15 protein-coding genes and 1 riboswitch are annotated in these 15,444 nt (G+C 71.8%); of the genes, 9 read left to right on the forward strand and 6 right to left on the reverse strand.

The features are described 5' to 3' along the window. Positions 1–75: 75 nt before the first annotated feature. Complete coding sequence (locus DRV85_RS02320) at positions 76–1,818, forward strand: trypsin-like peptidase domain-containing protein (RefSeq protein ID WP_113287828.1); 1,743 nt, start codon at positions 76–78, stop codon at positions 1,816–1,818. A gap of 13 nt (positions 1,819–1,831) precedes the next feature. On the opposite strand, the gene DRV85_RS02325 is transcribed toward DRV85_RS02320, so the two are convergent. Then, positions 1,832–3,280, reverse strand: a complete 1,449-nt coding sequence (locus DRV85_RS02325; protein WP_113287829.1) for a TrkH family potassium uptake protein — start codon at positions 3,278–3,280, stop codon at positions 1,832–1,834. 123 nt (positions 3,281–3,403) lie between these two features. Between DRV85_RS02325 and DRV85_RS02330 the strand changes: the two genes are divergently transcribed. Continuing rightward, positions 3,404–3,775, forward strand: a complete 372-nt coding sequence (locus DRV85_RS02330) for a VOC family protein (protein WP_113287830.1) — start codon at positions 3,404–3,406, stop codon at positions 3,773–3,775. Between the two features lie 153 nt (positions 3,776–3,928). Here DRV85_RS02330 and folE2 read toward each other — a convergent pair whose 3' ends face one another. Together folE2 and metZ are read right to left on the reverse strand one after the other, a co-directional pair. Further along, complete coding sequence (gene folE2 / locus DRV85_RS02335; RefSeq protein ID WP_113287831.1) at positions 3,929–5,023, reverse strand: GTP cyclohydrolase FolE2; 1,095 nt, start codon at positions 5,021–5,023, stop codon at positions 3,929–3,931. A 180-nt stretch (positions 5,024–5,203) separates the two neighbouring features. Further along, positions 5,204–6,385, reverse strand: a complete 1,182-nt coding sequence (metZ, locus tag DRV85_RS02340) for an O-succinylhomoserine sulfhydrylase (protein WP_113287832.1) — start codon at positions 6,383–6,385, stop codon at positions 5,204–5,206. Positions 6,386–6,455: 70 nt separating this feature from the next. After that, a riboswitch (SAM riboswitch) is annotated at positions 6,456–6,533 on the reverse strand. A 114-nt stretch (positions 6,534–6,647) separates the two neighbouring features. Between metZ and DRV85_RS19340 the strand changes: the two genes are divergently transcribed. From DRV85_RS19340 to DRV85_RS02355, 3 genes are all read left to right on the forward strand, one after another. After that, a complete protein-coding gene (locus DRV85_RS19340; protein ID WP_199525775.1) occupies positions 6,648–7,571 on the forward strand; it encodes an alpha/beta fold hydrolase in 924 nt (307 codons plus the stop codon). Positions 7,572–7,594: 23 nt separating this feature from the next. Further along, complete coding sequence (locus DRV85_RS02350) at positions 7,595–8,302, forward strand: glutathione S-transferase N-terminal domain-containing protein (RefSeq protein WP_113287833.1); 708 nt, start codon at positions 7,595–7,597, stop codon at positions 8,300–8,302. A gap of 98 nt (positions 8,303–8,400) precedes the next feature. Further along, on the forward strand, positions 8,401–8,880 hold the full coding sequence (locus tag DRV85_RS02355) for a cupin domain-containing protein (protein ID WP_113287834.1): 480 nt from the start codon (positions 8,401–8,403) through the stop codon (positions 8,878–8,880). A gap of 70 nt (positions 8,881–8,950) precedes the next feature. Here DRV85_RS02355 and DRV85_RS02360 read toward each other — a convergent pair whose 3' ends face one another. Further along, complete coding sequence (locus tag DRV85_RS02360; protein ID WP_113287835.1) at positions 8,951–9,571, reverse strand: inner membrane-spanning protein YciB; 621 nt, start codon at positions 9,569–9,571, stop codon at positions 8,951–8,953. Continuing rightward, the gene (locus DRV85_RS02365) at positions 9,564–10,466 is read right to left on the reverse strand and encodes an EamA family transporter (RefSeq protein WP_113287836.1); all 903 of its coding nucleotides are present in this window, start codon (positions 10,464–10,466) and stop codon (positions 9,564–9,566) included. Before DRV85_RS02365 ends, DRV85_RS02360 begins: the two co-directional genes overlap by 8 nt. Before the next feature lie 48 nt (positions 10,467–10,514). Here DRV85_RS02365 and DRV85_RS02370 point away from each other — a divergent pair, with 48 nt between their 5' ends. Next, complete coding sequence (locus DRV85_RS02370) at positions 10,515–11,060, forward strand: MgtC/SapB family protein (RefSeq protein WP_113287837.1); 546 nt, start codon at positions 10,515–10,517, stop codon at positions 11,058–11,060. An 87-nt stretch (positions 11,061–11,147) separates the two neighbouring features. Here the strand turns inward: DRV85_RS02370 and ftsY are convergent, their stop codons facing one another. Then, the gene (ftsY, locus tag DRV85_RS02375; RefSeq protein WP_113287838.1) at positions 11,148–12,467 is read right to left on the reverse strand and encodes a signal recognition particle-docking protein FtsY; all 1,320 of its coding nucleotides are present in this window, start codon (positions 12,465–12,467) and stop codon (positions 11,148–11,150) included. 120 nt (positions 12,468–12,587) lie between these two features. Here ftsY and DRV85_RS02380 point away from each other — a divergent pair, with 120 nt between their 5' ends. From DRV85_RS02380 to DRV85_RS02390, 3 genes are all read left to right on the forward strand, one after another. Further along, the gene (locus tag DRV85_RS02380) at positions 12,588–13,643 is read left to right on the forward strand and encodes an alkane 1-monooxygenase (protein WP_113287839.1); all 1,056 of its coding nucleotides are present in this window, start codon (positions 12,588–12,590) and stop codon (positions 13,641–13,643) included. 32 nt (positions 13,644–13,675) lie between these two features. After that, positions 13,676–14,074: a hypothetical protein gene (locus DRV85_RS02385; RefSeq protein WP_113287840.1), complete on the forward strand. Its 399-nt coding sequence runs from the start codon at positions 13,676–13,678 to the stop codon at positions 14,072–14,074. A gap of 61 nt (positions 14,075–14,135) precedes the next feature. Further along, on the forward strand, positions 14,136–15,353 hold the full coding sequence (locus DRV85_RS02390; protein WP_113287841.1) for an META domain-containing protein: 1,218 nt from the start codon (positions 14,136–14,138) through the stop codon (positions 15,351–15,353). The last annotated feature ends 91 nt before the right edge of the window (positions 15,354–15,444 follow it).

The raw sequence follows: 15,444 nt of genomic DNA on the forward strand, positions 1-15,444 counted from the left end.
ATTTGAGGATGCGCGCAGCGCGCCTTGGGGTATAGATGCGCTAAGGGCGGATCCAACCGGATACAGGCAGGAGCGATGCGGCGACTTCTCGGTTTTTTCCTTTTCGCGCTGGCGCTTGCGGCAGTTCCCCTGCGGGCGCAGGAGGGCGGCGTCTGGGTCCAGATCGAGGCGCAACCGAGCCTGCGCGAGGCCGAGGAACGCGCGCGTCTTTACGCACAGCGGCTGCCGGATGTGGCCGGCTTCTCTATCGGATCGGGCTGGTACGCCATCGTGCTCGGCCCCTACACGCGCGCCACCGCCGAGGACGTGCTGGCCAGCTACCGCGCGGCGGCGGAAATCCCGCGCGACAGCTTCATCGCCCTGCCCGGCGCCCTCGGCCGCCAGTTCTGGCCGGTGGGCGCGAGCGCTCGCGCCGCGGCGCCCATCGACCTCGACCCGGGGGAGGCCGTGGAGGCGGAGACACCCGCCGCGCAACCCGCGCCGCCCGACGAAACCCCGCGCGAGGCCCGCGCGAGCGAGGCGCAACTCACCCGCGCCGAGCGCGAGGAGCTCCAGATCGCGTTGCAGTGGGCCGGCCACTACCGCGGCGCGATCGACGCCGCCTTCGGGCGGGGCACGCGGGGCGCAATGGCCGACTGGCAGCGCGCGGCCGGCTACGAGCCCACGGGCGTTCTCACCACCCGCCAGCGCGCCGAGCTTCTCGCGCAATACAACGCCGTCCTGGAGGGCCTCGACCTGCGCATGGTCACCGACGACCGCGCCGGCATCCGCATGGCGCTGCCGACGGGCGTGGTGTCCTTCGATCGCTACGAGTTTCCCTTCGCGCACTACGAGGCGACCGGCGAGGTGCCCGAGGCGCGCGTGCTGCTCATCAGCCAGCCGGGCGATCGCGACACCCTGGCGGGGCTCTACGAGATCATGCAGACGCTCGAGATCGTCCCGCTCGACGGCCCGCGCGAGCGCGACGCGCAAAGCTTCACGCTCGAGGGCCGCGACGACCGGATCGTCTCGGTCACCCAGGCCGCGCTCGAGGACGGCACGGTGAAGGGCTTCACGCTCGTCTGGCCCGCCGGCGACGAGGAACGGCGCAGGCGGCTGCTCGAGGAGATGCGCGAGAGCTTCGCGCGCCTCGACGGCGCCGCGCTCTCGCCCGGGGACGGATCGAACGCGGTTCAGGACATCGACCTCGTCGCGGGCCTCGCGGTGCGCCAGCCCGTGCGCGCGCGCTCGGGCTTCTACGTCGACGGCCAGGGCGCGGTGCTCACCACGACCGAGGCCGTCGCGGGCTGCACGCGCGTCACCCTCGACGACGGCTACGAGGCGCAGGTCGCGGCGCGCGACGACGCGCTGGGCGTGGCCCTGCTGCGGCCCGAGGCGCGCCTCGCGCCGATGCAGGTCGCGGAATTCGCGACGCGTCCGCCGCGGCTGAAATCCGAGGTGGCGGTGGCGGGCTACTCCTTCGGCGGGCGCCTGCCGGCGCCGACGCTCACCTTCGGCCAGCTCGAGGAGCTCACCGGACTGGCCGGCGAGGACGATCTCAACCGCCTCTCGCTCGACAGCCGCCCCGGCGACACCGGCGGGCCGGTCTTCGACGCCGCAGGCGCGGTGGTGGGACTCCTCCTGCCGCGCGCCGAAGATGCCGCGCGCCGCCTGCCGGACGACGTGCGCTTCGCCGCCCGCGCCGACGCGCTGCGCGCCGTGATCGAGGGCGCGGGCCTCGTCCCCGGCACGGCCGCGCCGCAGAGCGCCCCGGTTCCGCCCGAGGATCTGACGACGCGCGCGAGGGGCATGACCGTGCTGGTCAACTGCTGGGACTGACCCGCGCCGCTCCTCAGGCGCGCCAGAACGTCAGCGTGAAGATCACGTAGACCGCCAAAAGCTCGAGCCGGCCCACGAGCATGGCGAAGGCCAGCGTCCATTTCGCCGTGTCGTTGAGACCGGCGAAATTGCCCGTCGGTCCGATCTCCTCCCCGAGCCCCGGCCCGATATTGGCGAGCGCGGCCGCCGCGCCCGAGACCGATGTGACGAAATCCAGCCCCGTCATGCTGAGCGCGACCGAGATCACGCCCAGCGTGACCACGAAGAAGACGAAGAACGCCATGACCGAGTTGAGCACGTCCTCGCTCACCGGCCGGCCCTGATAGCGCGGCTCGAAGACGCCGTGCGGCGCGTGGATGCGGGCGAGCTGCGCCCGGATCGAGGCGAAGAGCAGCTGATAGCGAAAGACCTTGACCGAGCAGGAGGTCGATCCCGCGCAGCCGCCCACGAGCCCGGCGAAGAAGAGCAGCAGCGCCGCGAAGGCGCCCCACTGCATGTAGTCCGCGCTGGCATAGCCCGTGCCCGTCATGATCGAGACCCCGTTGAACAGCGCGCCGCGCAGCGCGGGCTCCGTGAACGCGCCCGCCCCCAGCGCCTGCGCGGCCGTGAGCAGCACGACCAGCACCGCCGCGATCCCCAGGAAGGCGTGAATCTGACTGTCGCGCAGCAGCGGCCGCGCCGTTCCGGCCGTGAACTGGACAAAGCGCACGAAGGGCAGCGCCGCCAGAACCATGAAGAGCGCGGCCCAGTAGTGCGTCGCCGGCCCGAAGGCGGCGAAGGAGGCGTCGTAGTTGGCGAAGCCGCCCGTGGCGATGGTCGTCATCGCGTGCACCGTCGCGTCGAAGGGGCTCATGCCCGAGGCGACATAGGCCAGCACGCAGAGCATGGTCAGCCCGACGTAGATCGAGGAGATGCGCGTCGCGATCTCGGCCGCGCGCGGCAGGATCTTGCCCATCGTGTCGAAAGCCTCGGCGCGAAAGATCTGCATGCCGCCGACGCGCAGCTCCGGCAGGAACACCATCGCCACGACGATGATGCCGATGCCGCCCAGCCATTGCAGCAGCCCGCGCCACAGCAGCAGGCCCGCGGGCAGCGTCTCGAGGCCGGTGAGCACCGTCGAGCCCGTCGTCGTCAGCCCCGACATCGCCTCGAAGAAGGCGTCCACCGCACGTGCCTCGGTCGCGCCGAAGGCGAAAGGCAGCGCGCCGAAGACCGGCAGCGCGACCCAGACGCCGGTGGTCAGCAGGAAGGTCTGCTGCAGCGAGAGCCCCTGCTGCACCCCGTTGGCGCAGGCCAGCGCGATCAGACCGCCCGCGAGGCAGGTGATCACCGCGCTCTGCGCGAAGACCGGCCAGTGGCCGTTGCCCGCCGCCAGATCGACCAGCAGCGGCAGGAGCATCGCCGCGCCCAGCGTCGCGACCAGCAGGCCGATCACATATCCCACCGGGCGCAGATCGAACATGACGGCGAGCGTTGGCCCGGCCCCGCCGCGCTGTCAAGCGCGCCTTGCGCGGGACCGCGGCGCGGTGGCAGTCTGACGCGCGAGACGCGCGATGGCAGTCTGACGCGCGAGAGGAGCCGCACCATGCAGTGGAAACCCGAGGGCTACACCAGCGTCGCGCCCTACCTGATCGTCGCGGACGCGCAGGCGACGCTCGACTTCGCCGAGGCCGTCTTCGGCGCCCGGACCCTGCGCGTGCTGCGCGGCGAAGGCGGTGCGATCACCCACGCCGAGACGCGCATCGACGACACGGTGGTGATGCTGGGCCAGGCGCCCGGCGGCCCCGCTGCCCATGTCCATGTCTATGTCGCCGATCCGGAGGCGGCGCAGCGCACCGCTCTGGACTTCGGCGCGCAGGAGGTCCAGCCGGTGCAGGATCAGCCCGACGGCGACCGGCGCGGCGGCGTGCGCGACGCCAACGGCATCACCTGGTGGATGGGCCGGCGAAAGGACTGAGGCCGGATCGGCCGGCCGCCTTCCGCCGCACGCCCCCCCACAGGCGCCGCGCCCGCGAGGAATCGCCGCGCCCGGTCCTTCCTCTTGCCGGAAATACCCCGGGAGGTGAGGCCCGGAACGGGCCGAGGGGGGCAGCGCCCCCCTGCCCGCGCTTCAGCCCGCGTGGATCAGCGTCCCGAAGAGCCGAGGATCGAGACTCTCCGATGCGAAGGTCTCGCCCTCGGTGAGCACCGAGACCGCGTCGTGGCTGTGCAGGCTCTCCTGGTGGCTCGCCACCACGCGGAAGTCGCCCACCCGCGGGTCGCCCTCGAGTTCGGCGGCGAAAAGCCGCGCGGCGTCCTCCACGAAGATCGGGTTCGCGGCGTTGAGTTCGGCGAAGGCCTGCTCGTCCTCGCGCTTGACCATGACCTGCGTCTCGGTGGGCACCGCGCGGCGGCACATCTCGACCAGGTCCTCGAACCACAGGCAGCCGTCCTCGGTGAGCACGACCGAGAGCCGCGCGACCGAGCGTTGCGAGTGCGGCGTGGCGAGCTGGCCGCGCTCGCGCCGCGCGTGCTCGGACAGCTCCAGCGAACAGGGACAGGTCGAGGAATAGACGTAGTCGAGATGCAGGATGCGCCGGCGCACGCCCGCGCGCTCCACCAGCTCCAGCGCCATGTCGTAATACTGGTAGCCGGCGAGGCCCGAGCGCAGCGACTCGACCCGCATCGGGAAGGAGAGGCGCATCTGGATCCGCGCGTCGAGGCTCTCGAGCTCCGCCTTGTAGTCGTCGAGCGCCGCCTCGATCACGTCGAAGCTGAACACCCGCTCGGCATGGGTGTAGAAGCTCCGCATGATGCGGCTCATGTTGATGCCCTTCTTCTCGGCGTCGAGGCTCACGGTGCCGGTCACCGAGGTCTCCAGCGTCACGTCGCCACCCGCGCGCGTGCGGAACCGGATGGGCAGGCGGAAGTTGGAAATGCCGACATGCTGGATCGGCCGGCGGGCCCCCCGGATGAGCGCGGCGGGGCCGTTCTGAAGGTCGGGCAGCGTGGCGCGGTAGGCCTCGTCGGCCGCGAAGCGCTCCGGATAGACGCGCGAGAGCGCGGGGTAGTCTGAGGCGCCGGGCAGAAGACGCAGGATCGCGGGGTCGAGCGCGGCGATCTCGGCCTCGCTCGCCTGCTCCATCCAGCGGCGCAGCTTGTCGAGCGCGGCTTCGGCTTCGTCGCGGCCGGGCGTCCGGTCGAGATCGGAGAGATGGATGTTCATGGCTTCGTGCCCTCTGGTCCCTGTCCGGGAGGTGAACATAGGCCGCGCCACCGGACAATTCCAATTGTCACGGAAATTTTGTGCGCGCAGGCACGCGAGGAGGGTCTGCGCTGCGGCACCGAGGCGCCGGGGCGTCGTCTCGCGCGAAGAGCGCCCGCAAGGGCGCGATGAGGCGCTTCGTCACACCGCGTCCAGCGCCCGGCTCAGGTCCGCGATCAGATCCTCTGGATCCTCCAGCCCCACCGAGAGCCGCACCAGCCCCGGCGTGATCCCCAGCGCCGCCTTCTGCGCCTCCGCCAGCCGCTGGTGCGTCGTGGTGGCCGGATGCGTGGCGATCGACTTCGCGTCGCCCAGGTTGTTCGATATCAGGACGATCCCCAGCGCGTCGAGAAAGCGGAAGGCGGCGTCCTGTCCGCCCGCCACCTCGAGCGCCAAGAGCGTGCCGCCGGTGCCCATCTGCCGTTGCGCGAGCTCGAACTGCGGATGCGACGGCAGGCCCGGATAGATCACGCGGGCGAGCGCGGCATGCCCTTCGAGCGCCGCGGCGATCCGCGCCGCCGTCTCCGCCTGCGCGCGCACGCGCAGGTCGATGGTCTCGAGCCCCTTGAGCATGACCCAGGCGTTGAAGGGCGATAGCGCGCCCCCGGTGTGCTTCATGTAGGTCTCCACCGGCCCGCGCACGATCTCGCGGGGGCCCAGGATCACGCCGCCCAGCGTCCGCCCCTGCCCGTCGATGTGCTTGGTCGCCGAGTAGATCACGATGTCCGCGCCCTGCGGGACGGCCCGGCTGAAGACCGGCGTGGCGAAGACGTTGTCCACCACCACCAGCGCCCCCGCGGCATGGGCGATCTCGGCCACCGCGGCGATGTCGATCACCTCGAGCGCCGGATTCGAGACCGATTCGAAGAACACCAGTTTCGTCTCCGCGCGCACCGCCGCGCGCCAGGCGTCGAGGTCGGTGCCGTCCACCAGCGTCACCTCGACGCCGAAGCGGGCGAGCACCTCCTCGAGCACGTAGAGGCAGGACCCGAAGAGCGCGCGGGAGGCCACGACATGATCGCCCGCCCGCGTCAGCGCCATGAGCGCGCCCGCGACCGCGGCCATGCCCGAGGCGGTGGCGAAGCCGGCCTCGGTGCCCTCGAGCGCGGCGATGCGGTCCTCGAAGGTGGCCACGGTCGGGTTGCCGTAGCGCGCGTAGATGAACTCGTCCGGCCCCGCCTCGCGAAAGCGCGCCTCGGCCGCCGCGGCGCTGTCGTAGACGAACCCCTGCGTCAGATGCAGCGCCTCGCTCACCTCGCCGTATTGCGAGCGGCGCGCGCCGCCGTGCACGAGCCGCGTGCGCGGCCTCCAGTCCTCGGCCATGGCCATCCTCCCCGAAGCGCGCACCGCGCGCCTCACGAAAAAGCCCCCGCGACGCGGTCAAGCGAACGGGGGCGGGTCCGGCCTGACCTCTTTAGCGGCTTGTTTAACGTGGCCCGCAATCCGGCAACAAATCGCCACGGTCGCCCGGATACCGCCGGCACTGTTGCAGGTCAACACCGTCACCGCCCCGTCATGCGTCCGTCACCGATCCTTTGCAGAAGAGGGCTAAGCGCCCCACAACATCTGGTAGGAGGCGGGACCGATGACGCTAGTCCGACTCGATGTCCTGGGCGACAGGACGCATCTGCACGGGCTGGGCGAGGCGCCCGGTCCCTTCCTCGCCGAAGCCCTGCACGGCACCGACGGCCCAATCGTGGCGATGATCCACGGCTACAAGTTCGTGCCCGGCCATCCCGACCGCTGCCCGCACCGGCACATCCTGGGCCTCGAGGCGCGCGACGACTGCTGGAAGGCGCTGAGCTGGCCCCGCGCGCTGGGCTTCACCGGCACCGGGCCGGCAGAAGGGTTGGCGATCGCCTTCGGCTGGCACGCCCGCGGGACGATCTGGGAGGCTTGGCGCCGGGCCGAGGCCGCCGGCGCGGCGCTCGCCGGGACGGTCGAGTTGCTCGCCGCCGCCGCGCCCGGCCGGCCCGTGCATGTCGTCGCGCATTCGCTGGGCGCGCGCGTCGCGCTCGCCGCCATGCGGCGCGCGCCCGAGGGCGCCTTCGGCCGGGTGATCCTGCTCGCCGGCGCGGACTACGCCGGCGCGGCCGAAGCCGCGCTCGACGCACCGGGTGGGCGCGGCGCCGAACTCGTCAACGTGGCCAGCCGCGAGAACCTGCCGTTCGACCTGATGATCGAGGGTCTCGTCGCCCCGCCGAGGCGCGGAGACGTCACGCTCGGCCGCGGCCTCGGGGCCGGGCCCCGGCGGCTGACGCTGCGCCTCGACGACGCGCGCACGCTCGCCGCGCTGGCCGCGCGCGGCTTCGCGATCGCCCCGCCCGAGCGGCGCATCTGCCACTGGTCGGCCTATCTGCGCCCCGGCGTCTTCGCCTTCTACCGGGCGCTGCTCCGCGAGCCCGCGCGCACGCCCCTCGCGCCGCTCGCCGCCGCGCTCGCGCGCCCCGCCCAGGCGGCGCGCCCCAGGGCCCCGGCCTTGCCATCCGCCGCGAATGCGCCATCCTGACGCGCGACGTGAAAGGAGGCGCCATGACCACGCCCATAGACCTGTACTACTGGCCCACGCCGAACGGCTGGAAGATCACCATCGCCCTCGAGGAGATGGGGCTGCCCTACGCCCTGCATCTCGTGAACATCGGCAAGGGCGAGCAGTTCGACCCCGACTTCCTGAAGATCGCGCCCAACAACCGGATGCCGGCGATCGTGGACCCGGACGGCCCCGACGGCGCACCCATCTCGGTCTTCGAATCCGGCGCGATCCTGCAGTATCTCGCCCGCAAGACCGGTCTCTTCTACGGCGAGAGCGAGCGCGAGCGCGTCGCGGTCGAGCAGTGGCTGATGTGGCAGATGGGCGGCCTCGGCCCGATGGCCGGGCAGGCGCACCACTTCATCAAATATGCCCCCACCATGGACCCGCCGCAGGATCTGCCCTACGCCAAGGACCGCTACCGCAACGAGACCGGGCGCCTGTATCGCGTGCTCGACACGCAGCTCGGCCAGAACGAATACGTCGCCGGCGACTTCTACTCCATCGCCGACATGGCGATCTGGCCCTGGGCCTCGCTCTGGGAGGGCCAGGAGCAGACGCTGGAGGACAAGCCCAACATGAAGCGCTGGCTCGATCTCGTCGCCGCGCGGCCGGCGGTGCAGACCGGCCGCGCCGTGGCGAAGGACCAGCGCGGCGACGGCGCCACCGACCGCGAGGCGCAGAAGATTCTCTTCGGACAGAAGGGCTGACGCCGCCGCGCACGCCGGCCCCGGTCCCGACCGCCGTTGACCGGCGGCGGGCGCGGGGCGACACTCCCTGCCGTCCGACACAGGGAGGAGGATGACAGATGCGCGACGAACAGACCTATCCCGACCGGCAGGACCACGAGGTGTGGGAGGACGGCAGCCTCGTGGTCCGGGCCGAGCAGATCGACTGGGTGCCCTGGGCGCTGCCGGGCACCTGGTTCAAGCTGCTGGACTACAACCGCAACCACTCGTGGTTCGTGTTCCTGCTCAAGGTGGACCCGGACGCGCCTGAGGTGACGCACAAGCACATCGGCGCGGCCAACGCCTACATCCTTCAGGGCGGGTTCTCCTACGACAAGGGCGGCGTGCGCGCGGGCGACTACTTCGTCGAGGCCGGCGGCATCTCGCACACGCCCAAGAGCGATCCCGACGGCTGCATCATGCTGGGCTTCACCAACGGCGCGCTGGCCGGGCTCGACGAGGACGGCTCGCCCGCCGGCATCATCGACGTCGACTGGATGGTGGAGCAGGCGAAGGCCCACGGCGCCTTCGGCCATCTCGAGAAGGCGGTGCGCAGCTGATCGCGCCCTGCGCGTCCGCCCTCGCGGGCGTCCTCGCGAAGAGGCCCGCGAGGGCCGATGAGCGCCCCCGCTAGCCCTTGCCCTCGTCCTCGATATGGTGCTGCAGCGCCACGATCTGCCACCAGAGGAAGGCGAAGAGCAGCAGCGGAAAGCCGAAGGTCTCGATCTTCACCCATGTGTCCGTGGACATGGTCCGCCAGACCACCTCGTTGCCCGCGGCGAGCGCCGCGAACATGCCCGTCAGCCGCCGGGTGAGGATCATCCAGCCCTCCTGCGTCATCGGCAGCGCCTCCGAGAGCACGTAGGCCAGCAGGCTGCGCCCGAGCAGGAGCCCCAGCCCCAGAAGCGCGGCGAAGAAGCCGTAGACGATCGTCGTCTTCATCTTGAAGAAGCGCTCGTCGTTGAACCAGGCGGTGAGCGCGCCGAAGACCACCACCATCAGCGCGGTGAAGACCTGCATGCGCGACAGCTTCCCCGTCAGCCACCACAGCGCGCCCATGGCCGCCAGCAGGATGGGCACGAAGGCCACGGTGGCGACGATGAAGCCGGAATACTCCGCGCCGCCGAAGGTGAAGACCTCGTCCCTGAGCCGCAGGTAGATCACGAAGAACAGCAGCGGCGGTCCCAGCTCCAGCGTCTGCTTGAGCCAGGGCGAGATCGGTTTCGGGTCGGTGGAGCGGTTCTCAGCCATTGGCTTCCACTATCACGGCCCCCGCCGCGATCAAGGCCATCAGCACGATCCGCCGCGGGCCGACCGTCTCCTTCAGCGCGAGCCAGCCGATCAATGCGGCGAAGACGGTCGATGTCTCGCGCAGCACGGCGGCCTCGCCCACCTCGTCGAGCCGCGTGGCCAGCATCACCGAGCCGAAGCTGCCGAAGGCCACGAGCGCGCCGATCACGCCCCGCAGCATGAGACCGGCGGCCGGTGGCCGGTCGGGCATCCGCCGCCAGTAGAGATAGACGAAGCCCGGGATCATGATCCCGTCGAGAAAGAAGAACCAGGCGAGAAAGGTGAAGGGATCGGCCGTCGCCCGGATGCCATAGGCGTCCCACGTCGTGTAGAGCGCGACGAAGAGGCCCGTCGCGAAGGCGAGGCCGAGAGCGGCGGGCAGCGTCTCGCGCGCGGTGGGCCAGAAGGCGAGGTTGTAGGCGGCAAGCCCGAAGATGCCGGTCAGCAGCACCGCAAGGCCCAGCCATTGCGCCGGGCTGAACGCCTCGCCGAAGATCACCAGCGCACCGATGACGGCGAAGAGCGGCCCGGTGCCGCGCACCACCGGGTAGACCACGGTGTAGGCGCCCTTGGTGTAGGCGAGCCCCTGCAGAATCTTGTAGCCTAGGTGAATGAGCATCGCGCCGGCGAAGATCGGCCACATGTGCGGCTCCGGCCAGGGCACGACGAAAAGCGCGAAGGGCGCGGCCATCGCGGCGTAGGAGGCGTCGATCGCGCCGCGGCTGAGCCAGGGATCGTGCCGCCCCTTCTGCAGCGCGCCGAAGACCGCGTGCAGGAAGGCCGCGAAAAGCGCGAGCGCGGCGGCGAGCGTCTCTCCCTCCGGCGTGCCTTCGAGGCTGACGAGCCAGGCGCTCATGCGCGCGGCCTGCTTGCCAGCGGCGCGGCGCTGGGCAAGGCTGGGGCCATGCAGGAGACGTTCGCCGATCTCTCGCGCGTGCTGACCGAAAGCCGCGGCACGCTCGCCTCGCCGGGGACGCTGTCCTTCGCCGAGGCGGCGCTGCGCATGGGCGCGGCACTGCTCTTCGGCGGGCTGATGGGATGGGAGCGCGAATACCACGACAAGGCGGCGGGCCTGCGCACCCACATGATGATCTCGCTCGCCGCCTGCCTCTTCACGCTGGTGGCCTTCGACCTGATGACGCTGGACGGCATGGCGGAGGAGAACCTGCGCTTCGATCCCATCCGCCTTGTCGAGGCGGTCACGGCCGGCGTGGCCTTCCTTGCCGCGGGCATGATCATCCTGCGCGGCGATCGGGTGCGGGGGCTGACGACCGGGGGCGGCATGTGGCTGGCCGGGGCGATCGGGCTGGCCTGCGGCGCGGGCAGCCTCGGCCTCGCCGCCATGGCGACGCTGGGCGCGCTCGTCGTGCTCTGGCTGCTGCGGCTGATCCCGCCGCCGGTGACGCGTCCGCACGACCCGGACGAGCGCGAGGATGACCCATCCGGCTGAGACGCGCCGGCTTCGATGGGCCCTGATGGTTGCGCGGAGCCCACACGCGCCGCGCAGCGCGGCGGGCACGCCCGCGGGGCCTCGGGGTCATGCAGCGCGCTCGAGGCCCGTGAGCGCCGCCGCGAACTCCTCGGGGTCGAAGGGGGCGAGGTCGTCGATCTGCTCGCCCACGCCGATGGCGTGAATGGGCAGGCCGAAGCGGTCGGCCAGCGCCACCAGCACGCCGCCCTTGGCGGTGCCGTCGAGCTTGGTCATCACAAGCCCGGAGACATCGGCGATCTTCCGGAACACCTCGACCTGCGTGAGCGCGTTCTGCCCCGTCGTCGCGTCGAGCACCAGAAGCGTGTTGTGCGGCGCCTCCGGATCCTTCTTGCGGATCACGCGGACGATCTTGGCAAGCTCTTCCATCAGATCCTGCCGGTTCTGCAGGCGGCCCGCCGTGTCGATCAGCAGCAGGTCCGCCCCCTCGGCCTGCGCCTTCGTCATCGCGTCGAAGGCGAGGCTCGCCGGGTCCGAGCCCTCGGGCGCGGTCAGCACCGGCACGCCCGCGCGCTCGCCCCAGACCTGAAGCTGCTCGACCGCCGCGGCGCGAAAGGTGTCGCCGGCGGCGATCACCACCTTCTTGCCGGCCGCGCGGAACTGGCTGGCGAGCTTGCCGATGGTCGTGGTCTTGCCCGAGCCGTTGACGCCCACCACCAGCACGACCTGCGGCCGCTTCGGATAGAGCGGCAGAGGCCTGGCCACCGGCTCGAGCACGCGCGCGATCTCGGCCGCGAGCAGGCGCTTGATCTCCTCCACCGAGAGCTTCCGGCCCAGCCGCCCCTCGGCCATGTTCGAGGTGACCCGAAGCGCCGTGTCCACCCCCATGTCGGCGGCGATCAGCAGCTCTTCGAGGCTTTCGAGCATGTCATCGTCGAGCGTGCGCCGCATGACGGGCTTCGCCTCGCGCCGGCCGAAGAGACGGCCCAGCATGCCACGGCTCTCCTGCGGCGGCAGTTCGTCGGGCGCGTCGCCCGGGATCTCGACGGGCTGCGGGCCCGGCGCCGGGTCCGAAGGCTGCGGCCGTCCCGGCGGTGGCGTGACGGGTTCGGGATCCGTCGGCTGCGGCTGCTCGGGCGGCTGCTGCGGCCCCGGCTCCGGCACCTCCGGCGGCTGCTCGGGCTCCCGCTCGGGTTCGGGTTCGGGGACCGGCGCTGGCTCAGGCTCGCGCTCGGGCTCCGGTTCGCGCCGGGGTACGGGCTGCGGCTCGGGCTCGGGTTGCGGCTCCGGCTCCTGGGGATGCTCCGGCTCGCGCTCGGGCTCGCCGGGCTCGACGGCGCCGCCGTCCTCGACGATGGCCTCGAGCCCCTCGTCGAGCTTCGAGGAGGACTTGAAAAGCCGGTCCTTCAGCTTGGAAAAGAACGCCATGACGGATCTCCGACGGTTTCGTCTCAGGTAAACCCTGCCGTGCCGGGATGGAAGGGCACGCCCCGCCCTGATGTTTCCGCAATTCCGTGCTAGCGAGTCGCCTGTTCGACGAGTTCGCCCATGGTCCGTTTCGCCCTCGCCACCCTCGCGCCCGCCCTGATGCTCGCCCTCGCCGTGCTGGCCGGCGGCATGTGGGGGGCACTCGCCCTGCTCTGGATGACGGTGCTGACCTTCGCCCTCGACCGTATCAGCGGCCAGTCCGCCCCGGCGGGCGGGGGCCACGGGCGCTGGCTGACCGTCACGCTCGGGCTCGTGCATCTTGCGCTGTGGCCGCTCGCCGTTTGGGGCATCGGCGGCCCGAGCGGGCTGTCCGCGCTCGAACGCGGCGTGGCCTTCTTCGGCTTCGGAGTGTTCTTCGGGCAGGTGTCGAACTCGGTCGCGCACGAGCTGATTCACGCCGCCGCGCGGCCGCTCCGCCGGCTGGGCGCGACGATCTACGTCTCGCTGCTCTTCGGGCATCACGTCTCGGCCCACAGGCTGGTGCATCACGTCCATGTCGCCACCGCGCGCGACCCGAACTCGGCGCCCTTCGGCATGAGCTACTGGGCCTTCCTGCCCCGCGCCTGGTGGGGCAGCTTCCGCGAGGGATGGCGCGCGGAGGAAGCGATGCGCGCCCGCCGGACCGGCCCGCGCGGACTGCACCCCTATGCCGTGTGGCTGGCGGGGGGCGCGGCTGCGGCGGCGCTCGCGGCGCTGATCGCCGGGCCGGGCGGGCTCGCCGCCCTGGCGGGCCTCGCCGCCTATGCGCAGGCGCAGCTCCTGCTCTCCGACTACGTGCAGCACTACGGCCTGCGCCGGCGGGCGGGCGCGGACGGGCGGGCGGAGCCGGCCGGCCCGCAGCACGCCTGGAACGCGCCGCACCGGCAATCGGCGGCGATGATGCTCAACGCTCCGCGCCATTCCGACCATCACGCGCACCCCGGCCGGCCCTGGCCGGAGCTCGCGCTCGACGCGGGCATGCCGGTGCTGCCCCAGAGCCTGCCTGTGATGGCGACCATCGCGCTCTGGCCGCCGGCCTGGCGCGCGCTCATGGATCGTCGCGTGGCGCGGGTGATGGGGCGGGCGCCTCGGGGCGGCGACGCGCCGGGGCGCCGCAGCGCGGCGGAAACCGCTTAACCCGGGCCCGCGCCTCTGGCAAGGTGCCGGGCATGAGACGCCTTTTCCTCGCCGCAGCCCTCGCCCTCGTGTCCACGCCGCTCGCCGCGCTCGAGCAGCTCACCGCCGAGGAGTTCGACGCCTACACACGCGGCAAGACGCTCTACTACGGGCAGAACGGTCAGCCCTACGGGGTCGAGGAATACCGCGAGAACCGCGAGGTGACCTGGTCCTTTCTCGACGGGCGCTGCATCGACGGCTACTGGTACGAGGACGCCCGCGGGATGATCTGCTTCGAATACGAGGACGATATCGGCCCGCAGTGCTGGCGCTTCTTCCGCGGCCCCGAGGGGCTGACCGCGATCTTCGAGGACGAAAGCAGCGTGCCGCTCTACGAGGCGGCGGAGGGCGAGGAACCGATGCAGTGCCTCGGACCCGAAGTCGGCGTATGATGCCCTCGTCCAGACAGTTTACGGGATTCGGTTTCCAGTTCCATCAGGGAGGTTCACGATCATGGTCCCGTTCCGTGCCGCGCTGGCGGCACTCGCGCTGAGCGCGGGCGCCTTGCCTGCCGCTGCGCAGGAGAGTCGCACCGTCGAGGGCAGCCTGACCTATCTGGCGCGCATCGCGCTGCCGCCCTCGGCGGAAATGGTCCTCGAGGCGGTCGCGGTGAACGGCGAGAGCCTCGCGCTTTTCCGCCGGCCCACCGAGGGCGCGCAGGTGCCGCTCGCCTTCTCCTTCGAGCTGCCCCGCGGCGAGGCGGCGGAAGTCCACGCGGCGATCCTGCATGGCGGGCGCACCGAATGGGCCGCCCTGCCGGTGCCGGTCACGCCCGCGGCAGGGGTGGCCGATCTGGGCGAGATCAAGCTGTTCCGCTACCGCCCCGTGGGCTTCGACACCACGATGCTCTGCGGCGACAGGCGCATCCGCCTGGCCTTCGACGGCGCGCGGGCGCTGCTGGACACGCGGCAGGGGGGGATCGAGCTGGCGCAGGTGCCTGCGGCCTCGGGCGCGCGCTACGAGGCTGCGGAGCGCTCCGCGATGGTCTGGACGAAGGGCGCGACCGCGATGGTCGAGATCGACGGCGACACGCTGCCCGAATGCGTGGTCGTGCCGCCCGTGGGCGCGCCGGCCTGGACCGCCACGGGGCACGCGCCGGGCTGGACGCTGGAGGTCTCGGGCGCGCAGATGCTGCTCGACCGGCGCGGCGAGGCGCCGGTGCAGGCGGCGCTGCCCGACGCGGCGATCGAGGAAGGCGGCTTCACCTATGCGGCCGAGGCGATGGATCTGCGTGTCGTGCCGGCGATCTGCCGCGATTCCGCGACCGGCCGGCCGCATCCCGAGCGCGTGCGCGTGACGCTCGACGGTGCGACGCTCGAGGGCTGCGGCGGCGATCCGATGGCGTTGCTGTCGGGTGGCGAGTGGGTCGTCGAGGACATGGGCGAGTCCGGCGTGATCGACAACGCGCGCAGCTACATCGTCTTCGCCCGCGACGGCGCGATCACCGGCTCGGGCGGCTGCAACCGCTTCACGGGACGCATGGCGCTGACCGGCGAAGCTGCGCGCATCGGGCCGGTGGCGGCGACCATGATGGCCTGCCCCGAGGCCGTGATGCGGCAGGAGCGCATGTTCTTCGGCGTGCTGGAGGCGATGGACGCCTGGGACGTCGATGCGACGGGCGCGCTGCGGCTGATGGCGAACGACGCGCCGCTCGCGCTTCTGCGGCGCTGAGGGGCGCTCGTCGCCCCTGCCGGGGCTCCTCGCGTAATGGAGGGCCCCAGCCGCGGCGCGCCGGTGCCAGCGACGAGGGCCCGCAAGGGCC

The sequence above is a fragment of the Rhodosalinus halophilus genome (assembly GCF_003298775.1).
Taxonomy (GTDB): domain Bacteria; phylum Pseudomonadota; class Alphaproteobacteria; order Rhodobacterales; family Rhodobacteraceae; genus Rhodosalinus; species Rhodosalinus halophilus.